The sequence below is a fragment of the Thermopirellula anaerolimosa genome (genome assembly GCF_054657335.1).
The window spans coordinates 2,625,651-2,643,949 of record NZ_BAAHYX010000006.1 but is presented as its reverse complement, the minus strand read 5'-3'; the positions used below and the strand labels follow the sequence as shown (position 1 = coordinate 2,643,949).

The 18,299-nt window shown below is 63.4% G+C and carries 12 protein-coding genes; 2 read left to right on the top strand and 10 right to left on the bottom strand.

What is annotated here, in order from left to right:
- Positions 1-694 precede the first annotated feature (694 nt).
- Positions 695-1,651, top strand: a complete 957-nt coding sequence (locus ACYQ6J_RS15545) for a metallophosphoesterase family protein (protein WP_460185103.1) — start codon at positions 695-697, stop codon at positions 1,649-1,651.
- Positions 1,652-1,882: 231 nt separating this feature from the next.
- Here ACYQ6J_RS15545 and ACYQ6J_RS15540 read toward each other — a convergent pair whose 3' ends face one another.
- The 6 genes from ACYQ6J_RS15540 to ACYQ6J_RS15515 form a co-directional block, all read right to left on the bottom strand.
- On the bottom strand, positions 1,883-3,247 hold the full coding sequence (locus ACYQ6J_RS15540) for an outer membrane beta-barrel protein (RefSeq protein ID WP_460185102.1): 1,365 nt from the start codon (positions 3,245-3,247) through the stop codon (positions 1,883-1,885).
- Positions 3,248-3,582: 335 nt separating this feature from the next.
- A complete protein-coding gene (dnaE, locus tag ACYQ6J_RS15535; protein WP_460185101.1) occupies positions 3,583-7,215 on the bottom strand; it encodes a DNA polymerase III subunit alpha in 3,633 nt (1,210 codons plus the stop codon).
- 198 nt (positions 7,216-7,413) lie between these two features.
- The gene (locus ACYQ6J_RS15530) at positions 7,414-8,124 is read right to left on the bottom strand and encodes an FHA domain-containing protein (protein WP_460185100.1); all 711 of its coding nucleotides are present in this window, start codon (positions 8,122-8,124) and stop codon (positions 7,414-7,416) included.
- A gap of 271 nt (positions 8,125-8,395) precedes the next feature.
- Complete coding sequence (locus ACYQ6J_RS15525) at positions 8,396-9,628, bottom strand: prenyltransferase/squalene oxidase repeat-containing protein (RefSeq protein ID WP_460185099.1); 1,233 nt, start codon at positions 9,626-9,628, stop codon at positions 8,396-8,398.
- A 99-nt stretch (positions 9,629-9,727) separates the two neighbouring features.
- The gene (locus ACYQ6J_RS15520) at positions 9,728-11,458 is read right to left on the bottom strand and encodes an efflux RND transporter periplasmic adaptor subunit (RefSeq protein ID WP_460185098.1); all 1,731 of its coding nucleotides are present in this window, start codon (positions 11,456-11,458) and stop codon (positions 9,728-9,730) included.
- Between the two features lie 215 nt (positions 11,459-11,673).
- Complete coding sequence (locus ACYQ6J_RS15515; RefSeq protein ID WP_460185097.1) at positions 11,674-12,747, bottom strand: mannonate dehydratase; 1,074 nt, start codon at positions 12,745-12,747, stop codon at positions 11,674-11,676.
- A gap of 235 nt (positions 12,748-12,982) precedes the next feature.
- Here ACYQ6J_RS15515 and ACYQ6J_RS15510 point away from each other — a divergent pair, with 235 nt between their 5' ends.
- Positions 12,983-13,333 (top strand): DNA gyrase inhibitor YacG, encoded by a 351-nt coding sequence (locus ACYQ6J_RS15510; RefSeq protein ID WP_460185096.1) that lies wholly within the window; start codon positions 12,983-12,985, stop codon positions 13,331-13,333.
- 63 nt (positions 13,334-13,396) lie between these two features.
- On the opposite strand, the gene pyrG is transcribed toward ACYQ6J_RS15510, so the two are convergent.
- The 4 genes from pyrG to ACYQ6J_RS15490 form a co-directional block, all read right to left on the bottom strand.
- Positions 13,397-15,028, bottom strand: a complete 1,632-nt coding sequence (pyrG, locus tag ACYQ6J_RS15505; RefSeq protein ID WP_460185095.1) for a CTP synthase — start codon at positions 15,026-15,028, stop codon at positions 13,397-13,399.
- 166 nt (positions 15,029-15,194) lie between these two features.
- On the bottom strand, positions 15,195-16,010 hold the full coding sequence (gene kdsB / locus ACYQ6J_RS15500; RefSeq protein WP_460185094.1) for a 3-deoxy-manno-octulosonate cytidylyltransferase: 816 nt from the start codon (positions 16,008-16,010) through the stop codon (positions 15,195-15,197).
- A 53-nt stretch (positions 16,011-16,063) separates the two neighbouring features.
- Positions 16,064-16,363, bottom strand: coding sequence for a hypothetical protein (locus tag ACYQ6J_RS15495; RefSeq protein ID WP_460185093.1), 300 nt, complete (start codon positions 16,361-16,363; stop codon positions 16,064-16,066).
- An 18-nt stretch (positions 16,364-16,381) separates the two neighbouring features.
- The gene (locus ACYQ6J_RS15490; RefSeq protein WP_460185092.1) at positions 16,382-18,286 is read right to left on the bottom strand and encodes an efflux transporter outer membrane subunit; all 1,905 of its coding nucleotides are present in this window, start codon (positions 18,284-18,286) and stop codon (positions 16,382-16,384) included.
- Between the last annotated feature and the right edge of the window lie 13 nt (positions 18,287-18,299).

Genomic DNA, 18,299 nt, shown 5'->3' with positions numbered 1-18,299 from the left:
AAACGCCGCGCGGCAGGGTTCCCCCCTCGATTAGCACCGGACCCACGCTTGCGCCCAAGAAAAAACGCTAAAAAGGCACACGCTGCCAGTATAATGCGGCAGGAGCGGTACTCCAAGATGACGGCGGAACCGCCGGCGCGCGGAGCAACGAGGGATTCGCAATCCAAAATCAAGAAATCTTGCCAAGGCATTGCGCCGGACTGCCGTTCGCTTGTTCCGAACGGACGCGTAACCGTACCCGCCGCCCCTTTGCCCGGTGCGTTCACAACCGTAATCGCGCTCCACGGTTACGCCTCCGGATCGGGCCGTGCCTACTCACCCAAGCGAAACCGGCAGCGCCCATCCCCGCCGTGCCCAAGAGGTTTCGGCACTTCGACGAGGGCCCCGTCGGGCCTGCCGGCGGCGATCATCGACGGAACGATCCCCGCCATCCCCGCAGAAGAATGCCGCCCGAGATTCCGCTGGAGGTTGCCGCGAGATTTCTCCGCCCCGAACCCGGGCAAGGCGTTTTGTTAGAAAACGGTTAATTCCAGCTTGAACCGTAGAAATTACCCGGTCCTGCCCTTAGAATCGTCACCGAGGTGATGGTCTCGCTTGCCTTCCGTCGGCCCGCAACGAATTGAGACATCGCGGTGAAGGCGAAGGCGGCGGTAAAGATTGTTGTTCCAACTTTCCGGACGAAAAGGAGAACGCAGTGAGTCGCATTTCTCGGCGGAACGTTTTGGCGGGAGCCTTGGCCGCGCTGGGGGGAAGTCTTTGGGGTGGGACCGGCGCGGCCCGCGCCGCATCGACGGCGATCGGCCCCGGCGGTTTTCGCTTCGTGCATCTTACCGACATCCACGTGCAACCGGAGTTGCGGGCGGCGGAGGGCCTGGCAGCCTGTCTTCAGGCGGTGAACAAACTCGATCCCAAGCCCGACTTCATCTTGACCGGCGGCGATCTCATCATGGATGCCTTGGAGACTTCGTCCGAGCGGGCCTCCATGTTGTTCGATCTGTTCAAGAAGGTCGTGGCCGACAACACCGACATTCCGGTGCGGCATTGCATGGGCAACCACGACGTGTTCGGGTGGGGTCGCAAGCACGGCGTGACGGAGGAAACGGCGGGCTTCGGCAAGCAAATGTACTGCGAAAAGCTCCAGATCGAGCGACCCTATTATGCGTTCGATCACCGCGGTTGGCGGTTCTACGTGCTGGATAGCGTGCAACCGTCCGAGTCGGGCCTGTATCAGGGCGGCCTGGACGAGGAACAGCTTGCCTGGCTGCATCAGGACCTGAGCGATAAGCCCGCCGACACGCCCGCCGTCGTCGTCAGCCATATCCCCTTCCTCACGGTCACCGTCTTGCCCGACGCGGTGAAGGACGGCGCTTTCAGGATCGGGCCCGCCACGATCTGCGCGGGCAGCCAGTCGCTGGCCGGCGTGTTCGCCGCGCACGGAGTGCGTTTGGCCGTTTCCGGGCACATCCACATGCTGGACGAGGTCCTCTATCGCGGGGTGAAGTACGTCTGCAACGCGGCCGTGTCGGGACGCTGGTGGAAGGGCGCCAACAAGGGCTTTCCGGAGGGCTTCGGCGTCTTCGACCTGACGCCGGACGGCGCCGCGCAATTCACCTATCAAACCTACGGTTGGCAGGCCGAACAACAAAGCTGATTCGGCGAAGCCCGGCCGGTCCGCGAATCCGCCCGCCGGTTGTCCGCGGCGATTCCGGGGCGGATTCCCGCTTTCGTTACCCATGCAAGCGGCCCCGCCGCTTCCTGTGCGACGGGGCCTCATTGCTTTTTCGGGTCGGCCGCTCCGGACCGAATACCCCTTCCTCTACCGCCGATCCCACCCGGCTTCCGTGTCGGAGCGGGATCGCCGGAGACGTTCCTCACTTTCGCCTTAGAATAGCAGCGTGGCGTCGATCGCCGCCGTGAACTGATCGTCGCGATTGCCGCCGTCGAAGGGCAGGCCGGTCGGCCCGGCGGGACCGTCGTACCAATCCCAGCGGATTTCAGGCCGCACCAGCCAGTTAGGCGTGGGCCGCCAATTCAGGCCCAGCGTCACGTTGTAGAAGTCGCCCGCGAATCCTCGCCCGCTGAATGCCCGTACGCCGGGTATGTTTCCCGGACCCGCCACCCGAGCGCCGTCGTCGTCGCGAAGCCATTCCACGCGCATCGCCGCCGACCAGCAAGGGTTGATCGTGTAAATGAAGTACTGGTTGATACCGTACCACTCGGCGTCCTGTCGGGCGGGCGGATTTTGAAGGTCCGGCAAGGCGTCGTTCTCGTAACCGATGTTTTGCACCAAGACGTATTTCCAACGCTTGCTCGCCTGCCACTGGGCCACAAAACTGCCCGCGAATCGATCTTGATTTCCCGCGTCGTCCTGGGGCCCCACGGAAATCGCGTACGCCAACTGCAATCGACCGTCGGTCGATTTCCATTTCACGCCGCCCATGAAGTCGAGATTCCCGTTGTTGTCCTCGAACATCATCCACCCGCGATGAAAACCGGCTTGGATCGAGAATTGATCGGTCCAACGGTAGTCGGCCAACATGCCGGTCACGAGTTGCGGCACGGTATAGCCGTAAGAGTACGAGTGGCTGTAGAAGGGGTTCATGGGGGCCGGAACCGCTTCGTAATCCAGGATTCCCGCAAAGTGCCCCAACTTCACCGACAGGCGGTTCCAGGCGAATTCCAAATAGGCCTGCGGGATGACCAAACCGTAGGTCTGGCGGTTGAAACCGTTGATGCGATCCTCCAAACCGTGATTGATGCCGAATCGCCAGTCCGTCCCGTAGGTCATATCGAGGTGACCGCCCCAAGCGAAACCGCAACCGCCGTTATCGGCGGGACGGTCGAGGAACAGCCACAACTGATTCATCTGGTACTCGCCGTCCAGATCGTTGGTGGCCACCGGACCGTTGAAATGATCGGCGGGATCCACGGCGTTGAAGGTGAAGCCCTGCTCCAGCCAGCCTCCCAGACGGATGTCGGCGGCCTGCAAGAACCCCGGTTGCGGCAAGTGCCACGGGGTGCACCGCGGCGGGCAAATCCGCGGCAGACTCGCCGAGGAAGAGGATTCGGACATGGTGATCATCGCCGCGGGGCTATAGGCGGGACCGCTCACGATCGGCCCATTTTCCGGCACGACGAGGAGGTTGTCACCGCTCCCTAAAGCCTGCCCCCAAACGCGAGAACCTGCGAAAAGCAGGAGACACAGGGCCAATGCAAGCCCTAAACGCGCCGGGCGAACTCCGTCCATGGATGGTCACCTTCCGTGATTGACGCCGATCCGTTCCTATTGAACGGTCGTACTGTGACGTCTTGTCCGCGGACTTTCACCGCGTTCCGCAAACGACGACAAGCCTTTAGGGGCCGAATCGCAGAAGCGGGCGAACACCACCGCCGCACTCCCCTTTTCGATTCCATCGAAAAACTCGGCAATCGCGGATAACGAAAAGATGCGCGGCGACGTCGTCTTTTTCGGCACGGAAGCCGCCGGCGCGAGAAGGTTTTCCGCTTCGGCAAGCCGGGCAAATTCCCTTTCGGGCACTCGCCGAGCGTAAGGCGGTATCTGCGACGGGGGACGCCGGCGACTCAGTTTCGTCCGCGGGCGGACCCGTTCGACCCGTTGCCGGGAAAGCGCTTGCCGTTGGCGAAGCGATTGCCGTTGGTACGTCCCGCCGCCGATCCGCGGGAATGGCCGTTCCTGCCGTTTCGCAGTCGCATGGCGAGTCTTCGCACCCGGCCGGCCCCCAGGATGTTTTCCAAGTGGTTCGTCAGTTCCGCGTCGAGGGACACGCCCAATCCCCGGCAGTCCAACATGACCTGCCGCCCGTCGCGAAGCACTAACATCAGTTGGAGCTCACCGCCGCCCGGGTACTGTTTGACCAAGCGGTACATGTGGTCGAAGACGTCGAAGGGATCGCGTCCCTCGATCACCTGGACCAGAAGCCCGCGGGTAAAGCGGCGCTCCAAATCCTCCACGGGGACCAACTCTTGCACGATCAGGTTGAACTCGTCGCCGCCGCCGCGTTTGTCGATCGTGCCGATCGCCACCACGACGCGATCGCCGGTCAGGTACTCGCCGTAGCGAGCGTAGGCTTCGGGCCACATGATGCAGCGGACGATGCCGGAGGTGTCCTCCAGGTCGAACATGGCGAATTTGTTGGGGGCGTCGGGTCGCGGATTGCGAGTGAGCTTGACGTTGAGGGCCGACACCACGCCGCCCACCGCGGTTTCCGTGCCTTCGCCCAACTGGGACAGGTCGGCGGTCACGTGCGTGCAGAATTGCCGCAGCTTTTGCTCGTATTCGCGGAGGGGATGGCTGGAGAAATAGAGTCCCAGCACTTCCTTTTCGCAGGCCGCCTTTTCCCGATCCGACCAGTCGGGGACGTCGGGTAGGGTGATCTCGACGGGTTCCTCCTCGCTTCCTTCGTCGTCGCTCTCGAATAGGCTCCGCTGCCCGCGCCGGCGGTCTTCGGCGGCGGCGGACCCGTGCTGAATGGCGCGGTCCAGGACGGCGGTCAATTGCGCCCGATTGCCGCCCAGTCGATCGAAGGCGCCGGCCTTGATCAGCGATTCGATCGCGGACCGATTGACGGCCGACTGCTCCAACCGCTCGCAGAAGTCGAACAGACTGCGGTAGGGACCGTTGCGCAATCGCTCGGCGACGACGGCCTCCGCCGCCGCTCCCCCGCAGCCTTTGATCGCCGACAACCCGAACACGATCCGCCCCTCGTTCACCGAGAACTCGGCCTCGGACAGATTCACGTCGGGCGGCAACACCTCCAACCCCATGCGGTGGCAATCCTCCAGGTGCTCGACCAGCGAGTCCTTGCGGGTGAAATTGCGGTTCGTAATATCGCTGGAGAGCAGGGCCGCCATGAACTCCAGGGGATAATGCGCCTTGAGATAGGCGGTGATGTAGGCGATTCGGGCGTAGGCCGTGGAGTGGCTCTTATTAAAACCGTAACCGGCGAATTTCTCGATCAGATTGAACAGGTTCTCCGCCGCCGATTTCGTCAGCCCTTGCTCGCACGCGCCCTTGACGAATTCTTCGCGATACTTGGCGATCTTGTCGTGTTTCTTCTTACTGATGGCCTTGATGCAGGTGTAGGCTTCGGCCAACTCGATTCCGCCCAGCCGATTGAGAATCCGCATGACCTGCTCTTGATAGACCATCACCCCGTGGGTTTCCTCGAGAATCTCCTTCATCACGGGGTGCGGATATTCGGCCCGTTTGCGACCGTGCTTGACCTGGATGTAGTCGTCCACCATGCCGCCTTCCAGCGGACCGGGGCGATAGAGGGCGTTGACGGCGATGATGTCGCGGATATTGTCGGGCTTCATTCGCTGCAAAAGCTCGCGAATGCCGCCGCTTTCCAATTGGAACACGCCCTTGGTTTCGCCGCGGCGGAGCAATTCGAAGGTGGCCGCGTCGTCCAACGGAAACTCGTAGGGATTGACGCGATTGCCGGTGGTCTGCTCGATCAGTGCGATGACCTTGGAGAGGATGGTGAGGTTGCGCAGGCCGAGGAAGTCCATCTTCAAGAGACCGGCCTTTTCGACGCAGCCCATCTCCCACTGCGTGATGACTTCCTCCTTGCCTTGAATCCGCTGGACGGGCAGGTAGTCGGTGAGGGGGCGGTCGGCGATGACCACGGCGGCGGCGTGGGTTCCCACGTTGCGCGCCAACCCTTCGATCTGCCGCGCGTAATTGATCACCTCGCGGACTTGCGCATCGTTCTCGTAGCGGCGCCGGAGGTCCTCGCTCAACTGGAGGGCCTTTTCGATGGTCATGTGCGGCGTGTTGGGGACCAGCGCCGTCACCCCGTTGACGAACGCGATCGGCAACCCCAGCACCCGGCCCACATCGCGAATCGCCGCCCGCGCCGCCAGCGTGTTGAACGTACAGATCTGAGCCACATTTTCGTGGCCGTACTTCTCCTTGACGTATTGGATGACCTCTTCCCGCCGCTCCTGGCAAAAGTCGATGTCGATATCGGGCGCCTCGCGGCGGTTGAGGTCCAGGAACCGCTCGAACAGCAGATCGTACTCCAGCGGGCAGACGTGGCTGAGGTACAAGGCGAACCCCACCAGCGATCCCACGCCCGAGCCCCTGGCCGTGGCCTGAATCCCGCGCGAACGCGCGAACTGCACGAAATCCCAAACGATCAAGAAGTAATTGGGAAATCCCAGGGTGTTGATGACGTGCAGCTCCCGTTCCAGTCGCTCCTTGACCTCCGGGGCCAATTCTCCGTTCTTCAGTCGCCGCGGATCGCCGCGGTAGCGCTCCTTCAAACCTTCGACGCACAACCGGCGGAGGAACTCCTCGGGCGAAGAACCGTCCGGCGGAACGAACCGGGGAAAGTGCCGCTTACCCAATTCCAGGTCGAGGTCCACCCAATCCGCGATCATTTGGGTCCGCGCAACGGCGTCCTCCAAACCGGAGAAGGCGGCGCGCATTTCCTCGGGCGAGCGCATGTAGTATTCGCGACCGTCCATCTTCATGCGGTTGGAGTCGCTGCGGTACTTGCCGGTGTTCACGCACATCAACACGTCTTGCGCGTCGCAGTCCTCCTGAAGCACGTAATGGACGTCATTGGTGGCGACCGTGGGGACGTTCAGGCGCTTGGCGACCTCGATCTGCCCGGGGAGCAATTGCCGGTGGATCTCGATGTGGTTGTTTTGAACCTCGATGAAGAAACGGTCGCCGAAGAGGTCGCGGTACCACGCGGCGGCGTCGCACGCGGCGCGGATGTCGGGATCGTCCTTGGCGGCCAATACCCGATTCACTTCGCTGGAGGCGCAACCGCTGAGGCAAACCAGTCCCTCGCCGTGCTCGGCCAGCAATTCCTTGTCGATCCGAGGCCGATAATAGAAGCCTTCCAAATAGGCCGCCGAGGCCAGTTTCAGCAGGTTGCGGTAGCCCGCCGCGTTGATCGCCAGCAAGGTCAGATGGGTGCTGGCCTCCCGCATGCTCCCCTCGCGGGTGAAGCGACTGCCGGGCGCCACGTAGGCCTCGTAGCCGATGATCGGCTTGATGCCCTTTTCCACGGCCTTTTGGTAGAACTCCAGCGCCCCGTAGAGGTTGCCGTGATCGGTGAGAGCCAGGGCGGTCATGCACAACTGCCGCGCTCGCTCCAAAAGCCGATCCACGGTCCCTGCGCCGTCCAACAGACTGTAGTGACTATGACAATGCAAATGCACAAAGGGCGTATGGGCCATGACGCGCGCTCCTGCAAGGTGATCGCCGATGCGTCGTGCCTCGGCTGAAGGCCGTCCGCCGATTGTAACGCGCCCGTACGCGAGCGAAAGAAACCCGTTATGGTGGTTCGGTTCCCCGACCGGTGATGAGCCTTGTCGGCACCGCGTCGTATCGGCTGCGCCTTGGGTTCCGGGAAGCCCCGGCGCGATCGCCCGCCGTCACTCCGTCGGTTCGCCGATCTGCTTGAGATATCCGGCGACGCGGTCGTACAGGTCCAGCAAGGCCTGCCAGCGGCGGTCGTCGATTTTGACGTGACCGCGTTGGGCCGTGATCTCGCCCGATCGCACGACCCGCCGGATGCGGTAGTGCATGTAATGGAAGATCTCGGCAAGCTGGGCGTACTGCGAGGGAGACAGGCCCTCCGGGAGTTCCGGCGGCACAACCTCGTGCAGCGGCGCCAATTGTTCGGCTTGTTCGCCCCAGTCCAGTTCGAAATCGAGGGAGACCGGTTCCCACGAGGCGGAACTCGATTCCGAGTCCGCCTGCCCCGCCGCGCTCGCCCCCGTCGCCGTTTGGGCCTTGCGGACCTCGGCCAATCGCTGGGCGATTTCCTCTCGGGAACCGACGAGGATCACGGTCTTCCCCAGCGCCACCACATCGCCGGGCCGAACGATCGTCACTTGCACCGGCTCGCCGTTGACCTTGGTCCCGTTGGTGCTGGCCAGGTCCGTCAACACCAACCGGCCGCGGTCCTCCTGAATCTTCAGATGGAAGCGGCTGACCCGCTCATCATTCAAACGGACCGAGTTCCCTTCCTCTCTGCCCACCGAGATGGGGGTGGGAAGATTCTCGAAGACGCGTCCCCGATCCGCTCCATCGACGATACGGAGTGTTACCAAGGCCATGATCGGCCACCTGGGACCAGGCAAAACCCGCTTCCTGAGGAAACGGGAGGATTCGTGCTGACAGGCGATCACCTCGGGGCCGGAGAGGACGCGACACACCGCGACCGCAGGCCCCGCTTCGAGTGTTTTGTATCACGCCGGGACGCGCCGGGCAAGTTGCGCCCGCTGGGTAAACTAACGCAAAACGCCGAAGAACCGACGGAGAAGCGGCGATGCCGTGACATTCCCGCAGTCGGCGGGTGAGCACCGCGGGCCGATCCGAAGACGGGACACCTTCGGACCTGGAGGGGCCGACTCAGGGCCGGCGGCAACGAACCAACGTCATGATCGCGAACGCCGTGCCGTACTGCTGGTGGTAATCGTAGAGCGGATAATCCCACCAAGAACCGTCCTTCTCCTGCAACGCCAAGAGGATCGTCGCCAGGTGGTCTTGATACCGGGGACGCCGCTCCGGCGGGAGCAAGTCCACACACATGGCCGCATAATAGTGACCGTAATAGTAGAAGTATCCCGCCACCGCGAACCAGGACTCGTGGGGGATGGGGCGTTTGCGGCCCATATCCAGCCAACCGTTGCGGGCGATCAGGCGGTCCAACCAATTCTCGACGATCTCGTCGGTGACGGCTTGGTCGCCCCAGAGACGCATCGCCAGGTTGCAGGCCTGGCTGCGTCCCAGACTCCCGCCGGGCTGATTGACGGGATGCATCGGCACGTACTTGAGATACTCGCCGTAGCAATAGGTGAAGTCCGGCTTTCGCTGGCGGAGAATGGAGGCCTTCGCCCGTTCCACCAAACGGGGAGGAATCTCCAAACCGACCGCTTGGGCCTCGTGAAAGGCCGTCAAGACCGTGGCCGTCACGAAACTGATCGTGGAGCCGGCGGGCCGCTGCGTGCCGTAGTCGAAATCGTAGTACGCCCAACCGCCGTCCACGCATTCGTAGCGGGTCAAGCGGTCGAGTTGGCCTCGCATCAACTCGCGGAGGGCTTCCTGCCGCTCGGGGTCGCCCTCGTGTCGCGTCACCAGTCGGGCCAGGGCCTGCAAGGAGTAGGCATGGGCCCAATTGTTATAGATGGCATCGGGCGTCGCGCGTCGCACATGGGGCAGGTTTTCCCGTAACCAGGCCTCGCCTCGATCAATCGCCTCCGCCACCTCGGGACGATCGTCGCCGCTGTCGATCAGGGCCGAGATGCACAGCGACGTCGTCGCGGCGCGAAAACCCTGGTGCGCCCCCGGCACCGGCGCGTAGATGTTCAATTCCTTGGTGTTTCGGGCGGAACCCCAGGAACCGTCGCGATTCTGCCGCAGCAAGAGGAAATCCACGCCGCGACGCAAGGCGGCGCCGACGGCCTCGTCGGAGGGCTTTTCCACATCGGGCGGTCGGGGGCCTTCCAAGGCCAAGGGATTGGGCGCGGGATGGGTCGGGGCTTGCGGAGAAATCCCCTCCGCCGGGCGAACCTTGAAGGTCCACGCGACCAGCCCGACCGCCGCCGCCGCCACCAACGCCCGTCTCATGCTCAGGACGCTCACGACTGATTCTCCCAAAGAGCGAAGCGCGCCGGGCGATCCGAATCGATGCGGACCGCCCCATCCGTCGCGCCGAACGGGACGCGGACCGTCACGCCGGTTTCACTCTTCCGTCTTGGGCTTTTCCAGGAAGATGATCTCGCCCTCGCGCAGGCCGTCCAGAATCTCGAGCGAGTCGCCGGCCGATTCGCCGACTTCGACCGAACGTTTCTCAGGACGGTCTCCCTCGCCCTTGACCCAGACGTAGCGTTGGGCCGGATCCAATTCCTCGGTGAAGACGGCCTTGGACGGGACCAACACGGCATCCTTTTTGACGTAAACCAAGAAGCGGGCGGTGCCGGTCATGCTGGGAACCAAGCCCAAGGCTCGTTTCGGCATCGTCACTTCGGCGGTCACCTCGAACTTGTCCGCCGCGATCGGGACGTCGGCGACCTGGGAGACGACGACGGGCAGGAACGTCCGCGGCCTGGACTTCGGTTCGACCGTGCCCTCCAGTCCCGCCTCGATCCAGCGGATGTCCGCCTCGCCCACGCTGAACGTGATCTTCTCCGTCGGCAACTGCACGATGGTGAAGAGGACGTCGTTTTTGGAGACGCTGCCGCCGGGCTTCAACTTGCTTTGCAGCGTGGAAGCCCCGCTCCATTCGCCGCGATTGAACGCCCCGTAGTACGCAATCCCGTCGCAGGGCGCACGGCAATCCAACAACTTGCGGTCGGCCACCAGCTTGGCCAGGCGTTCTTCGGCGCGCTCCAGATCGATCTTCTGCTGCTCCACGGCCCGGCGCTGCTCGACGAGCAGGGCCGGCAGCGAGATTTGGGATCGCGCGGTGATCAACTTGATCCGCTCCAAATCCCGCTTGAAGGCTTCATCGTCGCGCGGGAGTTGGATTTTCATGAACCGCTCGTGCCGGTCTTGAGCGAGCAGGAAGCTCAACTCGGCCCGCTCCACGGCGAATCGCTGGCGGCGAAGGATTAGTTCCTCCGTCTCCTCCGTCAGGTCATCGGCCTTGTACATCTTTTCCAACTGTTCCAATTCGGCCCGTTCGTAATCGAGCGATTCCTTCGAACTGCGGAGCGACATCTCGTAGTTGCGGATCAGCAACTCGCGCTCGACCTCGAAGTATCGCTTGGTGTCCTGCTCGGCCTGTTCCAGGCTCGTCCGCAGCGATTCCAGATCGAAGGGCACCGACTTCTCCGTGATCGCCAGCAGTTCTTCGGCGTCCTTCAGGGCCCGCCTCGCCGCTTCCAGCGATCGTTTCTGATCGGCAATGGCGCGATCCAGGTCCTCGGTCTTGAAGCGGACCAAGACATCGCCCTTTTTCACCCGGGCGCCGTGCTCCACCGCCTCCACGACCTCGACTTGGCTCCAGGCCTGAAATCGCAAGGCGAATTCGGCGGCGGCCTTGGGCTGGAACACCGCGTTGTACGTTTTCTCGACCTTCACCAATCCCCGTTTGACGGTGTGCGTGGCCGGGGACGGCTTAGCGGCGGGCGCCTGCGGGGCGGGCGCGGCGGCGGGCTTCGGTTGCTCGGCGGTCGGCACTTGCTTGCTCGGCTTTCCCTTTTCGGAATCGCTCGCCTCCGCTTCCTTCTTCTCCGCGTCTTTCTGCGACTGTTCCGCGACCGGCTTTTCCTGCGGGGCGGATTCTTTAGCCTCTTCCTCCTTTTCCTCCTCGTTTTCGCCTTCCTTGGAATCCGTATCATCCGCCTTCTCTTCCAAAACGGAGGAGAATGCCCATGCCTCCGATTTGTACGGATGCGCTGCCCAAGTCACCCAAACCAGCACGCTGACCGCGACCAGCGCCTGCAACAAGGACCGATAGGCGGTGTTCATGGAGATTCTTCCCGTCCAAGTGTTGAAGCAAGCAAAGTTTTTGGGATCAACCCCTCGCGCGAAGGGTTGCCTTATGCCTGACGATAGCGAGTCGCCTAACAAAAAGCAAGCTGCCGCGGAATCCGCCCACGGCGTCTCAGGAAAACATAGGTCGGGTTTCAGACGAGGGCGTCTCCGCAATACAATTTCCGCCCCCCTTCTCCCAACCCTCCCAGCTATACCGAATACCCCTGTTGTGCCGCACACCGCAGCAACCCTTGCATGTAGCCCATCGCGTAGGCCATCCCGGCGTGCCACGGGGCGTCGCAGGTCATCAGCGGGGTGTGATCGGGGATCAGCGGACCGTCGTAGCCGCAGTCGGCCAGGATTCGAACGATCCGCGGCATGTCGATATCCCCCTCGTCCAAAAATGTCTCTTGATACGACGGCACCTTGCCCCGGACGTTGCGAAAGTGGATGTAGGCGATGTTGCCTCCCCGGGCGAACTCCTCCGTGGCCGCGTAGATGTCGCCGTCGGTCATCTCGGCCAGCGTGCCCAGGCAAAACTCCAGGGCGTTGTATCGGCTGGGGTAAAGGTCGAGCAGGCGACGGTACATGAAAGGTTGGTACACCAACCGCGGCGAATTACGGAGCCGGGGAAACGGAGGGTCGTCGGGATGGGCGGCCAAGCGGACGTCCGCCTCTTCCGCCGCCGGTACCAGGTGTTGCAAGAACCACTCCAACCGCCGCCACAGTTCATCGTGCGGGAAGAAGGCCAGGTGTTCCTTCCCGCCCGGGGCGTAGCGCATGTTCCAAACCATGCCCAGCGGGATGGGACGTTCGTCCGGACCGTCCACGAAGACGGTCTCCGCGCCGCCTCGCGCAAGGGGGCCCGACTTGCGACCCGCCACCCCGGCGATGGAAAAGTTGTAGCCGAACGCTCGAATCCCCGCACGACCGACGTCCCGAATCAACGTTTGCAGCCGCGCCATTTGGCGGTCGCGTTCCGGTCCGTCCAGCAAGATGTCGTGCCACAGCACCGGATCGAAGTTCTCGATGGCGTACACCGTCAGACCGTGCCGTTGGGCGGAATCTTGCAATCGGGCCAAGGAGTCGTAACTCCAAACGGGATCGTCGGGGTCTCCCGCCCAACCCCAACCGTCGTCTCCCACCGGTTGGTTGTCGCGTGCCGATCCGCCCCGAAAGTAATCGACCAGGTGCACAACCAGGCGGGTTGCTCCGCACTGCCGCGCAAAACGGAAATTGTCGTCCGTCAATTGATGCCGATATAGCCCGAAACCCAATTCCATGACGTCCCTCTCGGAATGCCCGATGAACGGCAACGCCACGCTCGCCGCACGTCTTCGCCCCGACTTCGCCGCACGATGGCGATGTGCCGAAGCACGCAAGCGGTCTGACGAGACGTTCCGCGCCGCGGGTTGCGAAAATTCCCGAACGGGGAATCGTATTAGCCGCCGTGGGGAAAGAAAATAGAGGGTGAGAGCCGCGCGGGTCGCATTCCCGATCGCGGCGCGGAACGGACTCGTGATCGAGCGATGGTCCGCCGCGGACCCGATCGGCGGTCGTTTGGCCCTAGGAGAATGGACCGCCGACGCGACCCCCGCGCACGCCGACCGCCGGCACGCCGGCAGTTTTTCCATCATGCGTCTGCCAACCATGCCCCACAACGGCGAAGAGAAGCGACTTCGGTGTCCCATTTGCGGCAAGCGATTCTCGCCGCGAGAGAGCGACGCCCTTCCGTTCTGCAGCGGTCGATGTCGCAACATCGACCTCTATCGCTGGTTGAAGGAGGACTACGCCCTGCCCCTTCCGCCGCGATTGGACGACGAAGAGGACGAACTTCGCCGGGACGCTGATTTCGATCGGGACGACTGAATCCCCGGGACGACGCCGTGGATTGCCGCGCCGTCGCGCGGCGCGCCGCGGAGTCGGCACCGCCTAAGCTTGCGACTCATGCGGCAGCGGGGCGTGCCCCCCTTTTTCCAGCGCCGCCGCCACGAATGCGCGGAACAACGGATGGGCCCGCGTCGGTTGCGACCGGAATTCCGGGTGGAATTGCACGGCCACGAACCACGGATGGTCCGGCACCTCGACGATCTCCACGAGCTTTCCGTCTTGACTGGTCCCGGTCACGATCATGCCGCAGCGTTCCAAGGTTTCGCGGTAGGCGAGATTGAATTCGTAGCGGTGGCGGTGCCGTTCGGAGACTTCCAAGGTTCCGTAGGCCGCCGCCGCTCGACTCCCTTCCTTCAGCACGGCGGGATAGGCCCCCAACCGCATCGTGCCGCCCTTGTCCGTGACCATCCGCTGTTCGTCCAGCAGGCAAATGACGGGGTGGGGCGTGTCCTTGGCGAACTCGGTGGAATGGGCATCCCCCAAGCCCGCCACATTCCGCGCGAACTCGATCACGGCGCATTGCATGCCCAGGCAAATGCCGAAGAAGGGGATCTTTTTTTCTCGGGCATAGCGGATCGCCTGGATTTTGCCGTCGATGCCGCGTTCGCCGAAGCCGCCGGGCACCAGCAGGCCGTCCACACCCGCCAACAGTCGGTCCGGTCCCTCCCGCTCCACACGCTCGCTGTGCAACCGCTCCACGCGGACCACGCTTTGATGGGCGATCCCGGCGTGATCCAAGGCCTCGTAGATCGACTTGTACGAATCTCGCAACTCCACGTACTTGCCCACCACCGCGATGGAGATTTCGCTCTTGGGATTGCGGATGCGGTGCAGCAAGTCGTGCCAGCTTTCCAGGTCGAGCGCGCCGCACTTGAGGTTGAGCTTGCGGACGATCAAGTCATCCAGGCCGTGCTCCACCAGGCTGATCGGCACCTCGTAGATGGAGAAGGTCTTGTCTTGCTCTTCGATCACGCATTCGGGCGGGACGTTGCAGAAGAGACCGACCTTCGCCCGCAGGTCGCGACTGAGGGGCTTTTCCGTGCGGCAGATCAGGATGTCGGGCTGGATACCGATTTGCCGCAATTGGCCCACGGAATGCTGCGTCGGTTTGGTCTTCAGTTCATCCGCCGCCCGCAAATACGGCACCAGCGTCAAATGGATATACAGGCAATTCTCGCGTCCCAGGTCCAAGGAGAGTTGGCGGATGGCCTCGAGGAACGGCAGGCTCTCGATGTCGCCGACCGTCCCGCCGATCTCGGTAATCACCACATCGACGTCCGATTCCGCCAATTTCGTCACCGCCCGCTTGATCTCGTTCGTAATGTGCGGAATCACCTGCACGGTTTGACCGAGGTATTCTCCGCGGCGCTCCTTGTTGATGACCGCCTGATAGATTTTCCCGGTCGTGTAGTTGCTATCTCGGGTGAGGGGACTGTTGGTGAACCGCTCGTAGTGCCCAAGGTCCAGGTCGGTCTCGCTGCCATCGTCCAGCACGTAGACCTCGCCGTGCTGGTAGGGACTCATCGTGCCGGGGTCCACGTTGATATAGGGGTCCATCTTCTGCATGCGAACCCGTAGGCCGCGACGCTCCAGCAGCATTCCGATCGAAGCGCTGGTAAGACCCTTGCCCAGGGAGCTGACCACGCCCCCCGTGACGAAAATATGTTTGCTCATGGTGCCCATCCGTCCGCCGCGGATAAAAACAATTTCGCCGCGCTCGCCGTGCAGACCTTGGCCGGACGATGGAACGCAGCGAATCGTGAAAGAGAACACGAAGAATGACGCCGTGATGGCGGAACGGAAGCGAACCGTCCGGTCGCCCGCCTCGCCGTGAAACCGCCTATCGGAGATTGTACCGAGCTTGATATCGGGCCACAAACCGGCGGTAGTCCTCGGGGGTGTCGATCCCGAAGGATGGGGTGTCGATCAGACCCACCAGGATCCGCGTGCCGTGATAGAGGAATCGCAATTGCTCCAGCTTTTCCACCCGCTCCAGGTCCGGCGGCGACCAGTCCCCCAAACGCAATAGGAATTCCCGGCGGTAGGCGTAGATGCCGAGATGCTGGAGGAAGACGGGCGGGTCGGCCTGGAGGAGACGGTCGTCCCACTCGCGCGGGTGCGGGATGGGGCTGCGACTGAAGTACAAGGCCCAGCCCTCCGCGTCGCGGACCACCTTCACGCAGGCGGGGTCATCCAGCAGTTCCCGCGATCGGAGCGGGGCGGCCAGCGTGCCCACCTGGGCTTCGGGATATCGTTCCATCAAGTCCAGCAACCGGTCGATCGCCTCCGGCGCCATCTCCGGCTCATCGCCTTGAAGATTGACGAAGACATCGACCTCGGGCATGGATCGGGCCACTTCCGCCACGCGGTCCGTCCCGCTCTGGGCGTTGGGGTCGGTCATGCGTGCCGTCCCGCCGAAGGCCTCCACGGCGGCGCGGATCTCCTCGCCGTCGCAGGCCACGCACACGCCCGCCGCTCGCTTCGCCGCCGAGGCGACCTCGTAGGTGTGTTGTATCAACGGTTTGCCGGTCTCGTTCAGCAGCATTTTGCCGGGCAGTCGCACCGAGGCCAGTCGAGCCGGAATGACCACCCAACATTTCAGACCGCCGGAAGGCCCGTCGGCGGATTCGCCGTGTCCTCGCGTTGTGCTCGTCATCGTTCACCTCGGCAGACAGTGCGCGGAATAGGTCGCCGCTCGCTTCGTGGAAATCATGGCCGAATCGCACGGCCGAAGCGATAGTCTAACCCAATCCGCCCCCTGCGCGATCCGGGGACCGTCACAACGTTTGGAGCCGCCGGCGTAAGCCGGCGGTGGTTTCGGCGCCACCCAGCATCGACCACCGCCGCAGGCTCCACCACCAGCTCACGCTGGTGGCTCTCCTTTCGCGCCAACGCCGCCAACACCAGTTCCACCACCAGCTTACGCTGGTGGCTCTCCTTTCGCGCGAACGCCGCCAACGCCAGTTCCACCACCAGCTTACGCTGGTGGCTCTCGTTTCGCGCCGACATTACCGGCGCGAGCCGGAATCACTGCTGGAACTGGACCTCGGCCGGTTCGTCCGGGGCGGGCGCCGGCGGCAGCGGCATGGGCGAAGGCGAACCGCCTTGCGGCGCGGGCGATTCCGCGGGCGGCACGGCCTGCGGCGCCTGTTGGACGGGCGGAGGCGCCGCGGTGTTCGCCGGCGGCATGGGTTGCGGCACGGCGCCCGCCGGAGGCGCGATCACGCCCGGGGTTGCCGGAGTCGCGGGAGCGGCGGGAACGACGGGCAGTGCCGGTTGCGGAGCCGTGTCGAGCCCCTGCCCGCTTCCGCCCGTTTCCGTCGTCGTGTACGAAACGACCCTGGTCGCGGTCGGCCGATAACGAACCTCCCAACCTCCTCCCAGCGCCTTGTACACCGAGACCAAATTCAAGGCCACTTTGCCGCGAGATTCCGCCAAGGCGTCTTGCTGCTGCACCAATGCCCGCTGCGAGTCGATGACCCGCTGAAAATCGATCAAGCCTTCCTGGTATTGGGCCATGGCCAGCGCGGAGGCGGCGGCAGTGGCTTGGGTGGCCTGCTCCAAGGCGATGAGTCGCCGCTTCTCTTCCAGGAAGGCGGTAATCATGTCTTCCGCCTCTTCGTTCGCCCGCAGTACGGCCTCTTGATATCCCAGCACGGCCTGCCGGAATCGCGCGTCCTCCATCAGCACGGAGTTACGGATGCGGCCGTAGTTGAGGATGTTCCACCGGAAGCCCGGGCCGATCATCCCGCTGAAGCTCTTTCCGCCGAACAGGTCGCTGAAGTTCTCGGCCTGGTAGGCGATTTGACCGGTGAGGGCGATGTGCGGATAGAACTCGGCCTCGGCGATGCCGATCCGGGCGCATTGGGCGGCGGCCAAACGCTCCGCCCGCTTCACGTCGGGGCGTCGTCGCAAGAGATCGGCCGGGATGCCCACCACTACGTCGGCGGGGGCTTCGGGAATCTTGCCGCTCGGCCCGAGGATCGGGTCCAAGTCTTGCGGCGGTTCGCCCAGCAGCGTGCAAAGCCGGTTCTCCGCCACCCGACGCAGCGACCGCAACATGGGGATCAGGGCCTCGGTGTTCGCCAGAATGGCCTGGGCCTGATGGACGTCGAGTTGGCTCACCACGCCCTGCTCGAACCGGGCTTGGGCAATGGTCAGCGTGTTCTTTTGCAAGGCGACGTTCTGCTGCGCCAGCGCGAGTCGCTCGTCGATGGTCCGCAGTTGGATGTAGGTGGAAGCCGTCTCGGCCTGCAACAGCACCAGGGCCGCGTTGTAGGCCTCCTCTTCGGCCTCGACATTGGCCTCGGCCGATTCGATCATCCGGCGAAAGCGGCCCCAGAAGTCCAATTCCCAGGCCATTTCCGCCCCCAGTGCCCAGTCGTCGTAGGCCATCTTGAAGCCGGGGATCTTGCTGAAATTGGACATCGGGAAAGCCTCCCCGCTCATTTGGTTGCGGGAGAACGACCCCATGGCCTGCTGCTGTTGCGGCCACCAAGAACCCCGTGCCACGCCGAGCATGGCCTGAGCCTCCAGGATGCGCTCGGCCGCGATCTTCAGCGGAAGATTCTCCTCGTAGGCCGTCCGAACCAATTCGTTCAGCGTGGGATCGTTGAAAACGCTCCACCACTCGCCGTAGTCGGCCGCACCGGTGCTGATCCCCGGATCGGACGAATCCAGGAAGGCCTCGCCGACCTCCGCGCCGGGTGGGCAGTAGTTAGGACCCACCTTGAAACCGTTGTTGATCCATTCGCGAAAGCTCGTCATGCACCCCGCGGCGAACAACAACACCGTGAGAATCGCCACGATCCGGGTGGTTCGCTCGACGCCGGGATCGGTCCACGATGTTGGCTCGCGTCTGGACCGCATGCCGCGACCGCCTTCACGGTCTTCTCCCTCGCCCATCTTCCGCGCTGCCGAAATCGGGTCCATATTTCCAAACTCC

What these genes read in the sequence shown, in the direction of transcription:
- ACYQ6J_RS15495 (WP_460185093.1), bottom strand. Translation starts at nt 16,363, where the DNA reads ATGTCGGCGCGAAACGAGAGCCACCAGCGTAAGCTGGTGGTGGAACTG.
- ACYQ6J_RS15515 (WP_460185097.1), bottom strand. Translation starts at nt 12,747, where the DNA reads ATGGAATTGGGTTTCGGGCTATATCGGCATCAATTGACGGACGACAAT.
- ACYQ6J_RS15540 (WP_460185102.1), bottom strand. Translation starts at nt 3,247, where the DNA reads ATGGACGGAGTTCGCCCGGCGCGTTTAGGGCTTGCATTGGCCCTGTGT.
- ACYQ6J_RS15520 (WP_460185098.1), bottom strand. Translation starts at nt 11,458, where the DNA reads ATGAACACCGCCTATCGGTCCTTGTTGCAGGCGCTGGTCGCGGTCAGC.
- ACYQ6J_RS15490 (WP_460185092.1), bottom strand. Translation starts at nt 18,286, where the DNA reads ATGGACCCGATTTCGGCAGCGCGGAAGATGGGCGAGGGAGAAGACCGT.
- pyrG (WP_460185095.1), bottom strand. Translation starts at nt 15,028, where the DNA reads ATGAGCAAACATATTTTCGTCACGGGGGGCGTGGTCAGCTCCCTGGGC.
- dnaE (WP_460185101.1), bottom strand. Translation starts at nt 7,215, where the DNA reads ATGGCCCATACGCCCTTTGTGCATTTGCATTGTCATAGTCACTACAGT.
- kdsB (WP_460185094.1), bottom strand. Translation starts at nt 16,010, where the DNA reads ATGACGAGCACAACGCGAGGACACGGCGAATCCGCCGACGGGCCTTCC.